Source organism: Streptomyces radicis (genome assembly GCF_003626575.1).
Taxonomy (GTDB): domain Bacteria; phylum Actinomycetota; class Actinomycetes; order Streptomycetales; family Streptomycetaceae; genus Streptomyces; species Streptomyces radicis.
Window position 1 is genome coordinate 47,180 of sequence record NZ_RBDY01000014.1, and the last position, 17,492, is coordinate 64,671.

Genomic DNA, 17,492 nt, shown 5'->3' on the forward strand with positions numbered 1-17,492 from the left:
CCATGTCCGCACCGGCCGACCGGCCAGGCGAGCACTGGCCAGGGGACCGGCCGGAAGACCGGCCGGGGGAGGAGCTGACGACGCTGATCCGCGCCCTGCGCCGCGCGGGTCTCGATCCTGACTGGTCGGGTCTTGCCGACGCGCTGTGGCTCGCGCAGTTCTCGCGGCCGACCGCCGCCCCTGGGGACGGCGGCCCCGGCGGTGCGGCGGGCGCCGAGCCGCCGGGGGACCGCGCGGGGCTCCCGCCCCGGCGCCCAGGACGGGACGGCGGCGCGGGCGACGAGGACGATCCGGCGCGCACCACGACGCGCCCCCTCGGACGGCCGCCGCGCGCGGAGGACGAGACCGTCAGGCTGTACGCGGACCCCGTAGGCTCGGGGCACCGGAGCCCAGGGCTGCCCGACGACGCGCTGCGCGTGGGGGTTCCGGCGGCCAGGGCACTGCCCAGCCTGCTCGACCTGGAGCGCGCCCTGCGCCCGCTCCAGCGCTACCGCCCGCCCGTCAGGCCGCCGCGCCGCGCCTCGGCGCGGGCCCTGGACGAACGGGAGACCGTGGAGCTGACCGCCCGCGCCGGCGGCCTGCTGACCCCCGCGTTCCGCGAGGAGTCACGGGCCCAGACGGAGATCCAGCTGCTGATGGACGCCGCGCCCGCCATGCGGGTGTGGCAGGGCATGCTGATGGAGCTCTCCCAGGTGTTCGGCCGGTTGGGGGCCTTCCGCGACATCCAGCTGCACTACCTCCACGAGTCGCCCGACGGCTCGCCCGCCGTCAGCCGCGGCTTCGACCCCGCGACGGCGCCGCTCCGCCCCGCCACCCAGCTCCAGGACCCGACGGGGCGGCGGCTCACCGTCGTGGTGAGCGACTGCACCGGGCCGCTGTGGCGGGAGGGCATCGCGCACCGGCTGCTGCACCGGCTGGCCGCGCACGGCCCGGTCGCCGTGGTCCAGCCGCTGCCGGGTCGGCTGTGGCCGCGCACCCGGCTGCCCGTGGCGCACGGCCTGCTGCGCCGTGAGGAGGGGCCCGCGGGCTCCGCCAGGCTGCGGTTCACCTCGGAGGGCCCCGACTGGTCCGAGCCGCGCCCCGGCGCCGTCGCCATCCCGGTGCTGCCGCCCACCCCGGCCGCGCTCGGCGCGTGGGCCGGGCTGCTGTCCCGCCCCGGCGCGGGCGCCGTGCCCGCCGCCGTCGGCTGGGTGCGCGCCGACCAGCCGCCCGCCGCGGCGCCGAGGGCCGGTGGACCGCCGCGCACGCCCGGCGCGTTGATCGGCCGGTTCCGCGCGACGGCCTCGCCCACGGCGGGGCAGCTGGCCGTCCACCTGGCCGCCGCCCCGCTCTACCTGCCGGTGATGCAGCTGGTCCAGCGCACCATGCTGCCGGGATCGGGCCCGGCCGAGCTGTCCGAGGTGCTGCTCAGCGGGCTGCTGCGCAGGCGCGACGGCTCGTCGGGCGACGGCTGGTGGTACGAGTTCGTCGACGGCGTCCACGACGAGCTGCTGCGCGAGCTGGGGCACGACGAGGCGCTGCTCGTGCTCAAGCACTGCTCGGGCTATGTCGAGCAGCGGTTCGGCAAGACCGGGCCCAACTTCCCCGCCCTCGCGCTCGCCCAGCTCTCGGGCGAGGGCGACCGCTCCGCGTTCGACCCGGACGCCGCGGACCCCGACGAGGGCGAGGGGCCGGACGACGAGGAGCGGCGCGCGGCGCGCCCTTTCGCCGAGGTGGCCGCCAAGCTGCTGCGCCGCTTCCTGCCCGAGGAGCCGCTGCCGTTCGCCGGGCCGAGGACGGCGGGCGACGGCGGCTCGTCCGCGGTGATCGCCCAGGCGCGGGCGCTGGCCGAGCGGTTCGACGCGGACGGCAAGGTCGCGCACCAGCTCGACGCCGTGCGGCTGCTGCGCGGCGCCACCGAGGCGCAGCGCGCCGAAGGCCATGGCACCGACCCCGAGCTGTGGAGCGAGCTGGCCGAGCAGCTGCTGCGGCTGTGGCGCGCGCAGCGCGACGGCGACCTGCTGACCGAGGCGGACAACGCCGCGCGCACGGCCGTCGCGCACCCCGGGTCGCTCGCCGCGAGGACCGCGCTCGCCCGCGTCCACCACGCGGCGGCGGGGGAGCGCAGGGCGGCGGGGGACACCAAGCAGGCGCTCGAGCTGTGGGGGCGCGCCGACCGGGAGTTCGCGGCGGTCTGGGCCACGCCTGGGCTCGACCACCGGCTGGCCGTCGACCTCACCCTGGAGCGCATCCAGGTGCTCTACGAGCAGTGGCGGCTCACGCGTGACTCCGCGCTCCTCCAGGAGAGCATCGGCGTCCTCGAGGCCGTCGCCGAGTCCTGGCCGCCCGACGACCCGCAGCCCAGCGGGCTGCCGCTCGCCCACGGCCGCGCGCTGCTGCGCCTGGCCGCCACCGCCGCCGGTACCGAGCAGGCCACGGTGTACGCGGGGCAGGCGGTCGAGCTGCTGCGGCAGGGCTGCTGGACGCTCGAATCGGAGAACGCGCCGGGCGCACGCCGGGTGCGCGCGCTGCTCGACCTGGTCGACGCGCTGCTGCTGACCGAGGACGACTGGCTGTGGGCCGAGGAGGTCGTCGCCCAGGCCCACAGGCTGGCGGAGGAGCGCGGCCAGATCGCCGCGTGCCACGTGCGCGCCGGGCGCCTGCGGGTGCGCAGGTACGAGGCCGACGGCGACCCTGCCGATCTCGAGGCGGCGGCCCGCAGGTTCGAGGAGGCGGGGCGCGCGGCGTCGCGGGACCGCGCCGACTACAGCGACCTGATCGCGGAGTGGGGCGCCACGCTGCTGCGGCGGGCCACCATCCCCGGTGGGGGCGCGTTCATCTCACGGGCCGTGCGCGTGCTGCGCGACTGCCGGATGGAGACCCCCGCGGGCGACCCGCGGCTGCCGCACCGGCTGCTGATGCTCGGCCAGGCCCTCATCGCCCGCTACCGCGAGGACGAGAGCCTGGTGGACCTGCGCGAGGCCGAGCACCTCTTCGGCCGCGCGGCCCACGACGCCGAGACCGAACTGACCGCGGCCCGCGCCTGGTTCGCGCTCGCCGAGACCCACCGCAGGGCCTACCGCCACATCCTGCGGCCCGAGCGGCTCGACCAGGCGGCGCAGGCGTACACGAGCACCGCGCGCGCCGCCAGGGACGCCACCGCCGACCCGGCCGACCCCGACGAGCCGCTGCGCCTCGCGGCGCGGGCGTTCCACCGCAGGGGCCTGGTCCTCGAGGTCGCGCGGCGCCCGCTCGCCGCCGGGGAGGCGTACGAGGCGGCGCGGCGGCTCTGGACGCGCCTCGGCGCCCCCGGCGGCCACTCCGACCCCGAGGGCAACAGGATCCACGGTGAGTACGCGGAGGAGGCACGGGAGACGGACGCGCGCCTGGAAGCGCTTCGACGCGACCGTTGAATACCCTTGCGCCCCTTGCGCCCCCTCACGCGCAGAGGAGGGTTTCTCGCACGCCCCTGGCGGGAATCTCCGGTTGGCCCCATTGGCGCGCCGTTCCCCGGAGAGGACACCATGAGCGACGCACGCGAGCCGCTGCCTGATCTGCTCGGGCTCAGCCTTGCCGAGCTGCGCGACCTGGACCACCCGGTGCTCACCGAAGTGCTCGATGACCTGAGGGATCGCGTGGTCGGCCGGCGGGACGGGCTGTGGGGGTTCACGCAGTTCGACGACATCGCCTGAGAACGCCTGATCCTGTGGAGCCGTTCCGGCAGTTCATCGTCAAGGTCAACAGCCGGTGCAACCTCGCCTGCCGCTACTGCTACATGTACTTCGCCGCCGACGAGGGCTGGCGCCGCCAGCCGGTGACCGCGAGCGCCGCGACCCTGGGCGCCACCGCGCGCCGCATCGGCGAGCACGCCACCGCGCACCGGCTGCCCGCCCTGTCCCTCGTGCTGCACGGCGGCGAGCCGCTGCTGACCGACCCGGCCGTGCTCGGCGCGTTCGTCGACGACGTCCGCGCCGCCGTCCCCGACGGCTGCGCCGTCCACCCCGCCGTGCAGACCAACGGCGTGCTGCTGACCGAGGACAGGCTCGCCGTCCTCGCCGCCCACGGCATCACCGTGGGCCTCAGCCTCGACGGCGGCCTCGCCCGGCACAACGCCCTCCGCGTCGACCACGCGGGGCGCCCCTCCTGGCCCGGGGTGTTACGCGCGGCCAGGCTCCTCGCCCGCCCGGCGCACCGCGCGTCCTGGGCGGGCGTGCTTTCGGTCATCGACCTGGCCACCGACCCGCTCGAGGCGTACCGCTCGCTGCTCGCGCTCGACCCGCCCGCCATCGACTTCCTCCTCCCGCACGGCAACTGGACCCGCCCGCCCCCCGGCCTCCCCGCCCCGGCCGACGCGCCCGCGCCCTACGCGGACTGGCTCATCGCCGTCTTCGACGACTGGTGGAACGCCGACCGCCGCCGGGTGCGGATCCGTCTCTTCCAGGAGTGCGTCGCCCTGCTGCTCGGACTGCCCGCCGCCACCGAGGCCCTCGGCCTCCAGCCGTTCACCGCCGTCGTGGTCGAGACCGACGGCAGCGTCGAACAGGTCGACTCGCTCAAGTCCGCCTACGAGGGCGCCGCCGCCACCGGACTCGACGTCCACCGCCACCCGTTCGACGCGGCCCTCGACCACCCGGGGGTCGCCGCCCGCCAGGCCGGGAGGGCCGCCCTCGCCGACACGTGCCTGGCCTGCCCCCTGCTCACCGTGTGCGGCGGCGGCCACTACGCGCACCGCTTCCGCGCGGAGAACGGCTTCCGCAACCCCTCGGTCTACTGCGCCGACCTCACCCGCCTCATACGCCACATCGCCGCGGCCCTGCGCCGGGTGGCGGCGCCATGACGCCCGCCGCCGCGCCCGCCCCCGCGCTCACCGCCGACGAGCTGCGCGACCTCGGCCACACCGACGGCAGCGGCGCGACCCTCGCCCGCCTCGCCGCGGGGCAGCACACGCGCCGCCTGCTGCTGATGCGCGTACTCCTCGACGCCATCGACGAGTTGGACGCCGAGGGCGCGGGCACCCGGCTCGGCGCCGCCCTGGCCCACGACCACGCGGGGCTGCTCGAGGCCACCGAGCGCGCCGCGCCCGCCGCCGCGCGCCGCGTGCTGTTCTACCCGCTGACCGGGCCATGGGCCGAGCGCTGCGTGCAGTGGCTCGGCACCGGCAGCCACCCGGGCAACGGGCCCGGCGCCGCCCGCGACCTGGCCCACCTCGGCTCCCTCGCCGTCGCCGCCGCGGCCCGCTCGGGCGTCGGCTTCGCCACCCGCGTCCCCGTGCACGGCGGCCGCATCACCCTGCCGACGCTGGGCGCCCTGTGCTGCCAGGACCCCGACGGGTCGGTCGTCGACGTGGCGGGCGGCGGCGACGCGTTCACCATCCGCGCCGGCGCCGGGGCGCGCGCCGAGGTGCGGCGTGACGCCACCGGCGCGTGGCGCTCGCGCGACCCCCGCTGGCTGCCCCTGCACACCCTGGACGGCGGGCCGAGGCCCGTGCTGCTCGACGACCTCGACCCCGGCCCCTTCACCGGGGGCGACCGCAGGGCGCTGCCCCCCGAGGAACGCGCCCGCTGGAGCGCCCTCTGGCACGAGGCGCTGCCCCTGCTCGGCCTCGGCGGCGCCGCCCGCTCCGCCGAACTCGCCCTGCTCGACTGCATCGTGCCCACCCTTGACCCGGCCGCCGCGCCGACCGGCGGCCCGCCGCCGAGCGGCCCGCAGACCAGCGGCGCGCACACCAGCGGGACGACGCCGACCGCGTTCGGCGCCGTGATGGCCAGCACCCCGCCGGGGCCCGCCCAGCTCGCGGCCGGGCTCGCCCACGAGCTCCAGCACGCCAAGCTCGCCGCCGTCAGCGAGCTGAACCCCCTGCACACCGCGGGCCCCGAGCGCCGCCACTGGGCGCCGTGGCGGCCCGAACCCCGCCCGTTCCACGCCCTGTTGCACGGCACCTACGCCCATCTCGCGCTCGCGGGCTTCTGGCAGCGCCTCGCCATCGCGCTCGACGACCCCGCGGGGCGCGACCGCGCGTGGGCCGGGCACGCCCGCTGCTTGACCCAGGTCGGCGCCGTGCTGCCCACGCTCGCCGGGGCCCGTGGACTCACCGACGCGGGGCGGGTGTTCGTGGGCGCGATGGCCGAACGGCACGCCCGCCTCCGCGACCCCGCGCCCCCCGATGGCCACCTGGTCCGCGCGGCCGCCTATGTCGAGACCGCGCGCACCGAGTGGCTCCGGAGGCACCCGCGGTAGACGGTTACGTGTCAGGGACGCGGTGTATGTTCCCAGGGAGGACATCTGACGGGCCGTCCGCAGCCGGGCCCGCCGCAGGCAGCATGCACGAGGGAGTCGGTCGGATGACCGCTGAGGAGAGCGCGGTGCGCGGCCCACGGGTCACCGTCAGCTTCGCCGGGTACAACCGCGCGTGGGCCGCCTGGATCGGCGACCGCCTGGAGCGCCAGGGCTGGCAGGTGGTCTTCCAACGCTGGGACCCGCCCGCCGAGGTGCCGCTCGACGTGGCGCTGCGCGACCTGCTGTTGGTCGAGGGCCGCATCCTGGTGGTGCTCAGCGACTGGTACTTCAAGCTGGGGCCGCGCACCGACGCCGAGTGGAACGCCGCGCTGCGCGCCGTGGTCGCGCCCAACGCCCAGCGTTTCGCCGCCGTTTCGGTCGGCTCGCAGCCGATGCCGTCCGCCACCGCCGCGTTCGGCGGCACCACCGAGCTGTGGGGGATCGGCGCCCGCGAGGCCGAGCGGCGGCTGACCCATGTGCTGGGCGCGAGCCCCGGCGGCGCCTCGTCGAGCAGCACCCTCGGCGGCCGCGGCGGCCCCCGCTATCCGCACGACCAGCCGCTGGTGTGGGGCGGCGTCCCCCGGAGGAACACCCGGTTCACGGGCCGCGAGGTGACCCTCCAGCAGGTGTACGACCTGCTCCAGGCCAGCGAGCCGGGCGCGGGCGTGATCACCCTGCTCGGGATGTCCGGCGTCGGCAAGACGCAGGTCGCCGCCGAGTACGTGTACCGCTTCGGCTCCGAGTACGACGTGGTGTGGTGGGTCCCCGCCGACCAGCGCGGCACCCTGCGCCAGCGGCTCGCCGAGCTGGCCCCCGCGCTCGGCCTCACCACGGGGCCCGAGTACGGCGAGCGGCTGCGCGCCGTCGGCGACGCGCTGCGCCGCGGCGACCCCTACAGCCGCTGGCTGCTGGTCCTCGACGGCGCCGACGACCCCGAGCCCATCGCCGACCTGGTGCCCACCGGATCGGGGCACGTCATCATCACGTCCCAGAACCGCGAGTGGGCCGAGCACAACGCCCAGGTGCGGGAGGTCCCGGTCTACGACCGCGAGGAGTCGATCGCGTTCACCCGCCGCCGCGCCCCCCGCATCGCGCCCGACGAGGCCGACCGGCTGGCCGAGGCGCTCGGCGACCTGCCGCTGGCGCTCGACCAGACCGCGGGCTGGCTCAGCGACTCGACGATGTCCGTCGACGAGTACATCGCCCTCCTGGGGAACGGCGCGGACCTCGAGGTGGGCCTGCGCGTGGCGGCCGACTTCCCGATGACGTACTACACCGCGTTCTCGATACTGCTGAACCGCCTGCGGGAGACCGTCCCCGAGGCGGTCGAGCTGCTGCGCCTCTGCGCGTTCTTCGCGCCCGGCGCCATCCCGGTCCAGCTGGTCCGCGGCGTCCCCGCGGCCAGCCTGCCCGAGCGCCTGGCGGGCCTGATGGACGACACCCTGCGGTGGAACGCCGCGATCGGCAAGCTCGTCCAGTACTCCGTGATCCGCTGGGAGGCCACCGAGGAGGAGGGCGACCCCGAGAGCACCGGCACCATCCATCTGCACCGCATGGTCCACGCGACGGTCCGCGAGGGCATGTCGCGCTCCGACCAGGAGGTGTTCTCGCGCGCGGTGCGCCGCTCGCTCTCCGCGGCGAACCCAGGGCGCCCCTCCGACACCCGCCGCTGGTCCCGCTTCGCCAAGGTCGTCCCGCACCTGGACGCCTCGGGCGCGCTCAGCAGCCGCGACGCCGAGATGCACCGGCTCATCTTCAGCTGCCTCAGCTATCTCTACCTCGCGGGCGAGTATGTCGCCGGGGTCCAGCTCGCCACGCGCGCCGAGCAGGCCTGGAAGACCGTCTTCGGCGAGGACGACCCGCTCGTGTGGGACCTGGCGTCGCAGATGGCCACGCTGATGCGCGCCACCGGCGACTACGCCGCCACCGAGCGGATCGACCGCAGGGTCATCGAGCGGCTCTCCGTCCACCGCGGCCCCCGCGACCTCACCGTGCTGCGCGCCGAGGAGGGCCTGAGCGCCGACCTCAGCGGGCTCGCGCGCTACGACGAGGCGCTCGGCGTGTGCCAGGACGTGCTGGACAGCTATCTGGAGCTGGTCGGCGAGCAGCACCCCCGCACGCTCAACGCCCGGCACAACCTCGCCGCCGCCATGCGCATGCTCGGCCGCTACGCCGAGGCGCTCGAGGTCGACCGGCGGAACCTCCAGGCCCGCAGGGACCTGCACCGCCCCCGGCACAACCTCTCGCTCACCTCGGAGAACGCCTTCGCGCTCGACCTGCGCCTGCTCGGCCGCTACGGCGAGGCGCTGTCCGTGCTCGAGCAGAGCGTCGAGACCCACCGGTACACGCTGGGCCCCGACAACCCCCAGACGCTCACCGCCGAGCTGAACCTCGCCCTGTGCCACCTGCGCACGGGCGACCGCGGCTCCGCGCACGCCCGCCTCGGCTCCCTGCTGGAGCGGGCCGAGCGCGTCCTCGGGGACACCTCGCCGCTGACGCTGCCGATCGCGACGTGCTACGCGTTCGTCCTGCGCGCCCACGGGAGCCTCGACCAGGCGCGCGCGATCGGCGAGCGCACCGTGAAGCACTACCGCGCGCGGCTCGGCGACGCGCACCCGTTCACGATCGGGACGCTGGGGAACCACGCCCTGGTGCTGCGGGCGGCGGGGGAGCGGCAGCAGGCCCTGCTGCTCAACGAGGAGTGCCTCGCCGACATGACCGCGGCGCTCGGCCCCGACCACCCCTGGACGCTCGGCATCGCGCTCAACGCCAGCGCGGGGCGGAATCTCGAGGGCGACCTGGAGGGCGCGGCCGAGCTGAGCCGGGACACCGGGCGGCGGGCCGCCGCGTTCCTCGGGCCGCGGCACCCGATGCATCTGTCCTGCCAGATCGCGCTGGCCACCGATCTACGCGGGCTGCGCCAGCGGCAGGAGGCGGACAAGATCGAGGAGGAGGCGCTGGCCGGGCTCATCGCGACCCTGGGCTCCCAGCACGTCCACACGGTCACCGCCCGCTCGCGGGTCCGCCCGTACTGGGACTTCGAGCCGCTGCTCGGGTAGGGCCACCCGCACCGGCGAAGGGCCGGTGCCCACCGCGCGAGGCGGCGGGCACCGGCCCTTGGGTCATGCCGGGGCGGCCGTCACAGCGTGAACACCTCGTCGAGCAGCGCCTGCTGCTCGCTCTGGTGCCGCTTCGCCGAGCCGACCGCGGGCGAGGACGACGCGGGGCGCGTCACCCCGCGCAGCGCGTCCACGCCGTCGAGGCGCTCGCCGAGGTTGAGCGCGATGAACGGCCAGGCGCCCTGGTTCGCCGGCTCCTCCTGGGTCCAGACGAACGTCTCGGCCCCGGGGTACCGGCCGAGCTCGGCCTGCAACTCGGCCACCGGCAGCGGGAAAAGACGCTCGACGCGGACCAGCGCCACATCGTTCGCCTTGCGCTTGTCCCGCTCGGCCGCCAGCTCGTAGTACACCTTGCCCGAGCACAGGACGACCTTGCGCACCGCGGCCCGGTCGACCGTGGTGTCGCCGATGACCGGCGCGAACCCGCCCCTCGTGAAGTCCGCCGCCGCCGACGTCGCCGCCTTCAGGCGCAGCATCCACTTCGGGGTGAAGACCACGAGCGGCTTGTGGTGGGGGTTGTGCACCTGCCAGCGCAGCAGGTGGAAGTAGTTCGCGGGGGTGGTCGGCGTGGCCACCGTCATGTTGTTCTGCGCGCACAGCTGGAGGAAGCGCTCGATGCGGGCCGACGAGTGGTCGGGGCCCTGGCCCTCGTAGCCGTGCGGCAGCAGCAGCGTGACGCCCGAGGTCTGGCCCCACTTCTGCTCGGCCGACGAGATGAACTCGTCGATCACGGTCGCCGCGCCGTTGGCGAAGTCGCCGAACTGCGCCTCCCACATCACCAGCGCCTCGGGCCTGGCCAGGGAGTACCCGTACTCGAAGCCCATCGCCGCGTACTCGCTGAGCAGCGAGTCGTAGACGTTGAACCGCGCCTGGTCCTCGGTCAGGTAGAGCAGCGGGGTGTAGTCCTCGCCGGTCTTGCGGTCGATCAGCACCGAGTGCCGCTGGCCGAACGTGCCGCGGCGGCTGTCCTGGCCCGCGAGGCGGACCGGGGTGCCCTCCATCAGCAGGGAGCCGACGGCGAGCAGCTCGCCCATCGCCCAGTCGATCGCGTCCTCCTCGACCATCGCCGCGCGCCGCTGGAGCTGCGGCAGCAGCCGGGGGTGCACGGTGATGCGGTCGGGGATGTTGACCTGCGACTCGGCGATCCGCTTGACGACCTCGGCGGAGACGCCGGTCTCCACCGACACGGGGAACTCCGGCTTGGGCGCGGGGACCTCGGCCGGGGCCGGGGTCACGGTGGCCTCGCGGACCTCCTTGAACACCTTCTCCAGCTGGCCCTGGAAGTCCTGGAGCGCCTGCTCGGCCTCCTCCAGGGTGATGTCGCCGCGGCCGATGAGCGACTCGGTGTAGAGCTTGCGCACCGAGCGCTTCTTGTCGATCAGGTCGTACATGAGCGGCTGGGTGAACGAGGGGTTGTCCGTCTCATTGTGCCCGCGGCGCCGGTAGCAGACGAGGTCGATCACGACGTCCTTGTTGAACGCCTGCCGGTACTCGAACGCCAGCCGCGCCACCCGGCAGACGGCCTCGGGGTCGTCGCCGTTGACGTGGAAGATCGGCGCCTCGATCATGCGCGCCACGTCCGTGCAGTACGTGGAGGAGCGGGCGGCGGCGGCCGTGGCGGTGTAGCCGACCTGGTTGTTGATGATGACGTGGACCGTGCCGCCGGTGCGGTATCCGCGCAACTGCGACATGTTGAGCGTCTCGGCGACCACGCCCTGCCCGGCGAACGCCGCGTCGCCGTGGATCAGGATCGGCAGGACGGTGAAGTCCTTGCCGCCGCGGCCGATGACGTCCTGCTTGGCGCGGGCGACGCCCTCGACGATCGGGTCGACGGCCTCGAGGTGCGAGGGGTTCGCGGCGAGGGAGACCTTGATCTCCTCGCCCGACAGGCCGGTGAACGTGCCCGACGTGCCCAGGTGGTACTTGACGTCACCGGAGCCGTGCATCGACTTGGGGTCGAGGTTCCCCTCGAACTCCCGGAAGATCTGCGCGTACGACTTGCCCACGACGTTCGCCAGGACGTTCAGCCTGCCGCGGTGGGCCATGCCGATGACGACCTCGTCGAGCTTGTCGCCCGCGGCCTCGTCGAGCACCGTGTCGAGCAGCGGGATGACGGTCTCGCCGCCCTCGAGGGAGAAGCGCTTCTGCCCGACGTACTTGGTCTGGAGGAACGTCTCGAACGCCTCGGAGGCGTTCAGCCTGCGCAGGATCCGCAGCTGCTCCTCGCGCTCCGGCGGGGTGTGCGGGCGCTCCACGCGGTCCTGGATCCACTTGCGCTCCTTGGGATCCTGGATGTGCATGTACTCGATGCCCGTGGTGCGGCAGTACGAGTCGCGGAGCACGCCGAGGATGTCGCGGAGCCTGAGCATGGACTTGCCCGCGAAGCCGCCGACGGCGAACTCCCGCTCCAGGTCCCACAGGGTGAGCCCGTGCTCCTTGATGTCCAGGTCGGGGTGCTTGCGCTGGCGGTACTCCAGCGGGTCGGTGTCGGCCATCAGGTGGCCGCGCACGCGGTAGGAGTGGATCAGGTCGAACACCCGGGCGGCCTTGGTGACTTCGTCGTCGTGGTTGACGTCGATGTCCCGGTGCCAGCGCACGGGCTCGTACGGGATCCGCAGCGCCTCGAAGATGTCGTCGTAGAACCCGTGCTCGCCCAGCAGCAGCTGGCTGATCTGGCGCAGGAACTCACCCGAGGCCGCGCCCTGGATGACGCGGTGGTCGTAGGTGCTGGTGAGGGTCATCACCTTGGAGATGCCCAGTCTGTTGAGCGTCTCCTGGGAGGTCCCCTGGAACTCGGCGGGGTACTCCATCGCGCCCACGCCCAGGATGAGGCCCTGACCCGGCATCAGGCGGGGCACCGAGTGCACGGTGCCGATGCCGCCGGGGTTCGTCAGGGAGGCGGTGACGCCGGAGAAGTCATCCATCGTCAGCTTCCCGGTGCGGGCGCGGCGGACGATGTCCTCGTACGCCTGCCAGAACTCGAAGAAGCTGAGCGTCTCGGCCCTCTTGATCCCGGCGACGACGAGCTGGCGGTCGCCGTTCTCCTTGACCAGGTCGATGGCCAGGCCGAGGTTCACGTGGGCGGGCTTGACCAGGGTGGGCTTGCCATCCTTCTCGGTGAACGAGTGGTTCATCGAGGGCATCGCCTTGAGCGCCTGCACCATGGCGTAGCCGATGAGGTGCGTGAACGACACCTTGCCGCCGCGGGCGCGCTTGAGGTGGTTGTTGATGACGATGCGGTTGTCGAACAGGAGCTTCACGGGGACCGCGCGGACCGAGGTGGCGGTCGGCAGGTCGCGCGAGGCGTTCATGTTCTTCGCGACGGCGGCGGCGGGGCCGCGCAGCGTCACGAGCTCGGGGCCCTCGGCCGGCTCCTTGCCCGCCGCGGGCTTGGCGGCCGACGGCTGCGGCGTCTTCGGCGCGGGCGCGGCGGGCGCGGGCGAAGGCGCGGGTGCCGCGGCCTTGGCGGGCTGCGCCGCGGGGGCCGGGGCGGGGCGCGCGGGCTGGGCCTGCGGCTGGGCCGGGGCCTGCGGCCGCGCCTGCGCGGCGGCCGCCCGTGGGGCGGCCGGGTGGGCGTCCGCCTTCGGGGGCGAGACGACCGTGCCGTTCGGCCCGGATCCGTCCGCCGCGGCGGCGTCGCCGCCTCCCGGCTTGTAGTCGGCGAAGAAGTCCCACCAGGCACGGTCCACGGAGTTGGGGTCCTGGAGGTACTGCTGATAGATCTCGTCGACGAGCCATTCGTTGGCGCCGAACCCCGCGGCAGCGCTGGGCACTGCTCCTCGGTCGGTCTCGGCACTCGATGTGTTCGGGGACTGTGGCGACACGGCGGCAACCGCCCTCTTCCGCTCCGCAGTGGTGATGGACAGCGGAAATCAAGGCTACGCCCCTCATGCCCTCCGGCGCAGTCCTGGGCCACCAGTCGTGGCCTACACCACATTCATTCGGGGGTTTCAGGTCACGATGCCCCGGGAAACGGAACAAGTTCGGCGCCGAACGGTAACCATGTGGCAATGGTCGATCGTCGACCGGTCATGACCGGCATCGAGCTGGGCGAATGCCGCCGGGCATGACGAAACCCCCCGCCGCGGGGCGCGCGACGGCGCCGACCCGGCGTGGGGGAGTGGCCCCTCCCCGGGGACCCTACGTCAAGTGTTCGCCTGCGCGTTACCTGGCAGCGTGAGGCGGATCCGGCAGCCCCTGCGGGATTCGGCCACCCCGATCGTGCCGCCGTGCAGGTCGACCGCCCAGCGGGCGATCGCCAGGCCGAGCCCGGTGCCCCCGTCACGCGGCGTGACGCCGTTGGTGGTGCCGCGCCCGAAGCGTTCGAAGACCAGCTCCCGCTGCGCGTGCGGGATGCCGGGGCCCTCGTCGAGCACCTCGAGGACCAGGCCGCCCGTCTGCTGGCCCGCCCTGGCCACCACGGTGACCTGCCCGTTGCGCGGGCTGTGCTTGACGGCGTTGTCCACCAGGTTGGTCACCACCTGGTCGAGGCGCTCGGGGTCGGCGTGCGCCCGCAGGCCACCCGGGGTGACGTCGAGGCGGAACCTCACGTCCGTGCGCGCGTGGCCCCGGCGCAGCGCCACGGTCGCGTCGTTCAGCACGGCCGAGAGATACGGCTCCACCTGGAAGCCGCGCGGCTGGAGCGGGACCGCGCCGTTCTCGAGCCGTGAGAGGTCGAGCAGCTGCTCGACCAGCCGCCCGAGGCGCTCGGTGGAGCGGAGCGCCGTCGTCATGGTGGTGGGATCGGCCTCGGAGACTCCGTCCACCACGTTCTCCAGCACGGCGCGCAGCCCCGCGATGGGGGTGCGCAGCTCGTGCGAGACGTTGGCGATCAGCTCCTTGCGGTGCTGGTCGGCCGCCTGGAGATCGGCGGCCATGCGGTTGAACGCCAGCGCCAGGTCGCCCAGCTCGTCACGGCGCGCCACCCTGACCCGGCGGCCGTAGTCGCCCCTGGCCATCGCCCGCGCCGCCGAGGTCATCTCCAGCACGGGCGTGGCCAGACTGTGCGCGACGAACTGGGTGACGAGCAGCGAGGCGATGATCGCGATGATCGCGATGACCTGGAGCCCGATGTCGGAGCGGTAGGCCATCAGGATCAGCAGGGTGGTGATCGCCACCGAGATGATCACGAGCCAGCCGAGCGCGGCCTTGACCGAGCGGTAGGGATCGAGCGGGCGCAGCACGCGCCACATCATGGGCCACACCCTGCGCACGAGGGAATGGCTGATCTGCTCCTGCACCTCTAGACCTCGTTGGGCGCCTGACTCCGCGCGGCCGTCTCGCCGGCGAAGCCGGGCGGCGTCTCCAGGGCGTAGCCGACTCCGTGGACGGTGCGGATGCGCTCCGCGCCGATCTTCCGCCGCAGCGCCTTGACATGGCTGTCCACGGTCCTGGTGCCCGAGGCGTCGGCCCAGTCCCACACCTCGGCGAGCAACTGCTCGCGCGTGAGCACCGCGCGGGGCGAACGGGCCAGGCACATGAGCAGGTCGAACTCGGTGGGCGTCAGATGGATGTCCTTGCCCGCCGCCCTCACCCGCCGCTGGGTGCGGTCGATCTCCAGGTCGCCGAGGCGGACGCTGCCGGGGCGGGGCGTGGTCGCCGCGACCGCGGCGCGCTCGATGCGGCGGAGCAGCACATGGGAGCGGGCGACCAGCTCGCGCATCGAGAACGGCTTGGTCATGTAGTCGTCGGCGCCGACGCCAAGGCCGACCAGCATGTCCGTCTCGTCGTCGCGGGCGGTGAGCATCAGCACGGGCACCGGGCGCTGGGCCTGGACGCGGCGGCACACCTCGAGCCCGTCGAAGCCCGGCAGCATCACGTCGAGGATGAGCAGGTCGGGATGCCACGCGGCGGCGGTCTCCACGGCGGCAGGGCCGTCGGCCGCGGTCTGCACGAGGAAGCCCTCGGCGCGCAGCCTGGCGGCGATCGCCTCGACGATGGTCGGATCGTCCTCGACGACCAGGACGCGGCGCTGGGCGCCCGGTGTGGTCACTGTGGCGTTGTGGTGGCCGGCCCGTTCCTGCGCTGTGGGGTCGGCGTGGCCATGCGGTGACAGTGCCTTGTCCTGATGGTTCCGATCCATCGGTGGTGTCCTGGTTTCTGTTTGATTCATGTATCCCGCCCCCGGGATTCGTCCTGGTGCCAGTCGGCTGGTCTCTGGCTCTTGTTGTGCTGATCCTGTGCTGATGAGCACTTCCAAGAGCGTAGAGCGACGGATCAACCGTCGGCTACGCGGACCGGCTGGCGAGATGATGGCTGGCGAGAAACAGCACGTCGGGAACGCCCCGGACGACTGGCACTTCTCTGGTGCGAACGGTTGCGAACCCGGCATCCCTCAGATTTCGGGGGAAAACCTGTGAAGGTCGGGCGGACCAGACGGCCAGCACGCCGCCCGGGGTGAGCGCGGCGCGGCACGCCGCGAGCCCGGCGGGCGTGTACAGGCTCTCGTTGTCCGGCGTCACGGTCCAGTCGGGGCCGTTGTCGATGTCGAGGCACAGCGCGTCATAACGCCCCTCGCCCCCCGCGTCGCCTCGCCCCGCCACCTCGCGCAGCTGGTCGAGGAGGTCGGCGACGACCAGCTCGGCGCGCGGATCGGCCAGCGCCTCGGCGGTCACCTCGGACAGCGGCCCTTCCCTGTGCCAGTCGACGACGGCGGGCTCGCGCTCCACGACGGTGATCGCGCCCCAGCGCGGCTCGGCGGCGGCCTCGGCCAGCGAGAAGCCCACGCCGAGGCCCCCGATCAGCACGCGCGGCGCCGGGCGTTCGCCGTCGAGCGCGTCCACGTCGTCAAGAGCCTCAAGTGCCGCGCTCACCAACAGGCGTTCCGAGCGGCCGTCCGAGGTGTCCATCAGGAAGCAGCCGTTGGCGATGATCTGGAACAGCTCCCCGTGCCTGCGCAGCACGACCTCGCCGTGCGGGCCCTGCCTGCGGTCGAGGACCACGGGGCCGGCGTCGTCGGCGGGCTGGCCGGGGGGGTGGAGCGCTGCCATGGGCCCATCCTCCTACAGGTCGCCCTACAGGATCGCTACAGCCGGGATCGCTCCAGCTCGACGACCACGGCGCTGGCGTCGTCGTGCGCCTTGCCGCGGGGGAACGCCGCCCCATCGGGGTCGTCCGCCTCGGCGGCGCGCACCTCGGCGATCGCGGGCCCCGGCCCGCGCGTGAGCAGCGCGGCGAACAACTCGGGCCAGCCGCCCAGCCGGAACGTCTCCACCCAGCGCCCGAGACCGTCCGTCACCGCCGCGAGGGCGCGCACCCGCTCGCGGGTCACCGCGCCCGTCACCGCGAGCTCGGCCACCGCGGGGTCGGCCGCCGCGGTGAAGAAGCCGCCGGGCGCGTTCCGCAGCGACTCGACGAACGCGCCCCTGCTCTCCCTCGGCAGCCTGCGGGCAGCCGGGCCCAGGTCGTCGAGGCGCGTGTCGAGCACGGGGCGGACCGCGCCCTCGGGCTCGCCGAGCAGCAACACCGAGTCGGAGAGCACCAGATACTCCACGGCGGCCTCGTCCCAGCGCGCGCACACGACCGTGGACTGCGGCGTTCGCGGGTGAGAAAGGTCACATGTCCCCCGATGGGCGTCCGCCGTGCGGGAGATGGCCGACGCGAGACAGTCGGTGAGGGACAAGTCCCGCCGGGAGCCGGTGAGTTCGAGCAACGCCCCGCCCAGGCGCGCGACGTACCAGGAGACCTCGTGGGAGCAGCCGTTGTCGGGGAAACTGGCCGTCACCCCGTCGAGCAGGACCAGCGCGCCGCCGGATCCGGCGGCGGGGACGGCGACGGCGGCGTAATCCTCGTTCGGCCGCCCCGGGGTTCCTGGCACGGTCGTGGACTGGGTGCGCATGGTGATCACTCTGCCGTAAGCTGGCATTTGTCAGCGAATGTGGGGCTGGCCCCGGTTGGGGGAGCCTTCGTCCCCGGCGAGTCCGGGGAGGGCGTTCCACTCCGGTCGCCCCACGGTCCGGCAGGCAAGGAGGAGGGATCTTGCCAGGAGCCGATGGGGAATTCCAGTCGGCTCCCCGCGTCCCGACGCGCCCGGCGAGGTCACCGGCTTGTCCGTCAACTCCCGGTGTTGTTCACTCCTTCGGGTAAGGCCGGAGGGAGTCGGCCCCCGGGTGCCGCCGT

General features: G+C 74.1%; 10 protein-coding genes. 5 read left to right on the forward strand and 5 right to left on the reverse strand.

Annotated features, from left to right (window positions below; translation table 11 throughout):
• Positions 1-2 precede the first annotated feature (2 nt).
• The 5 genes from D7318_RS19040 to fxsT all read left to right on the forward strand — a co-directional run bounded on the left by D7318_RS19040 (position 3) and on the right by fxsT (position 9,314).
• Complete coding sequence (locus D7318_RS19040) at positions 3-3,392, forward strand: SAV_2336 N-terminal domain-related protein (RefSeq protein WP_120698316.1); 3,390 nt, start codon at positions 3-5, stop codon at positions 3,390-3,392.
• Between the two features lie 111 nt (positions 3,393-3,503).
• Positions 3,504-3,671, forward strand: a complete 168-nt coding sequence (fxsA, locus tag D7318_RS19045; RefSeq protein ID WP_120698317.1) for an FxSxx-COOH cyclophane-containing RiPP peptide — start codon at positions 3,504-3,506, stop codon at positions 3,669-3,671.
• A 14-nt stretch (positions 3,672-3,685) separates the two neighbouring features.
• The gene (locus tag D7318_RS19050; protein WP_329604617.1) at positions 3,686-4,816 is read left to right on the forward strand and encodes an FxsB family cyclophane-forming radical SAM/SPASM peptide maturase; all 1,131 of its coding nucleotides are present in this window, start codon (positions 3,686-3,688) and stop codon (positions 4,814-4,816) included.
• Positions 4,813-6,216: an aKG-HExxH-type peptide beta-hydroxylase gene (locus D7318_RS19055; RefSeq protein WP_120698319.1), complete on the forward strand. Its 1,404-nt coding sequence runs from the start codon at positions 4,813-4,815 to the stop codon at positions 6,214-6,216. The genes D7318_RS19050 and D7318_RS19055 overlap by 4 nt, the downstream gene beginning before the upstream one ends.
• Before the next feature lie 104 nt (positions 6,217-6,320).
• Positions 6,321-9,314: an FxSxx-COOH system tetratricopeptide repeat protein gene (fxsT, locus tag D7318_RS19060; protein ID WP_120698320.1), complete on the forward strand. Its 2,994-nt coding sequence runs from the start codon at positions 6,321-6,323 to the stop codon at positions 9,312-9,314.
• A gap of 80 nt (positions 9,315-9,394) precedes the next feature.
• Here fxsT and D7318_RS19065 read toward each other — a convergent pair whose 3' ends face one another.
• From D7318_RS19065 to D7318_RS19085, 5 genes are all read right to left on the reverse strand, one after another.
• Positions 9,395-13,198 (reverse strand): multifunctional oxoglutarate decarboxylase/oxoglutarate dehydrogenase thiamine pyrophosphate-binding subunit/dihydrolipoyllysine-residue succinyltransferase subunit, encoded by a 3,804-nt coding sequence (locus D7318_RS19065; RefSeq protein WP_120698321.1) that lies wholly within the window; start codon positions 13,196-13,198, stop codon positions 9,395-9,397.
• Positions 13,199-13,519: 321 nt separating this feature from the next.
• Positions 13,520-14,569 carry a HAMP domain-containing sensor histidine kinase gene (locus tag D7318_RS19070; RefSeq protein ID WP_120698404.1) on the reverse strand — a complete coding sequence of 350 codons (1,050 nt, stop codon included), beginning with the start codon at positions 14,567-14,569 and terminating at the stop codon, positions 13,520-13,522.
• 47 nt (positions 14,570-14,616) lie between these two features.
• Positions 14,617-15,486, reverse strand: a complete 870-nt coding sequence (locus D7318_RS19075) for a response regulator transcription factor (protein ID WP_408055510.1) — start codon at positions 15,484-15,486, stop codon at positions 14,617-14,619.
• Positions 15,487-15,601: 115 nt separating this feature from the next.
• On the reverse strand, positions 15,602-16,363 hold the full coding sequence (locus D7318_RS19080) for a spermidine synthase family protein (protein ID WP_120698322.1): 762 nt from the start codon (positions 16,361-16,363) through the stop codon (positions 15,602-15,604).
• 35 nt (positions 16,364-16,398) lie between these two features.
• Positions 16,399-17,211 (reverse strand): protein phosphatase 2C domain-containing protein, encoded by an 813-nt coding sequence (locus D7318_RS19085; RefSeq protein ID WP_120698405.1) that lies wholly within the window; start codon positions 17,209-17,211, stop codon positions 16,399-16,401.
• Positions 17,212-17,492 lie beyond the last annotated feature (281 nt).

Bases quoted from the DNA above. Each gene is read 5' to 3' on its own strand.
- fxsT (WP_120698320.1), top strand. From the start codon at position 6,321: ATGACCGCTGAGGAGAGCGCGGTGCGCGGCCCACGGGTCACCGTCAGC.
- D7318_RS19080 (WP_120698322.1), bottom strand. From the start codon at position 16,363: ATGGCAGCGCTCCACCCCCCCGGCCAGCCCGCCGACGACGCCGGCCCC.
- D7318_RS19070 (WP_120698404.1), bottom strand. From the start codon at position 14,569: ATGATGTGGCGCGTGCTGCGCCCGCTCGATCCCTACCGCTCGGTCAAG.
- fxsA (WP_120698317.1), top strand. From the start codon at position 3,504: ATGAGCGACGCACGCGAGCCGCTGCCTGATCTGCTCGGGCTCAGCCTT.
- D7318_RS19075 (WP_408055510.1), bottom strand. From the start codon at position 15,486: ATGAATCAAACAGAAACCAGGACACCACCGATGGATCGGAACCATCAG.
- D7318_RS19085 (WP_120698405.1), bottom strand. From the start codon at position 17,211: ATGCGCACCCAGTCCACGACCGTGCCAGGAACCCCGGGGCGGCCGAAC.
- D7318_RS19055 (WP_120698319.1), top strand. From the start codon at position 4,813: ATGACGCCCGCCGCCGCGCCCGCCCCCGCGCTCACCGCCGACGAGCTG.
- D7318_RS19040 (WP_120698316.1), top strand. From the start codon at position 3: ATGTCCGCACCGGCCGACCGGCCAGGCGAGCACTGGCCAGGGGACCGG.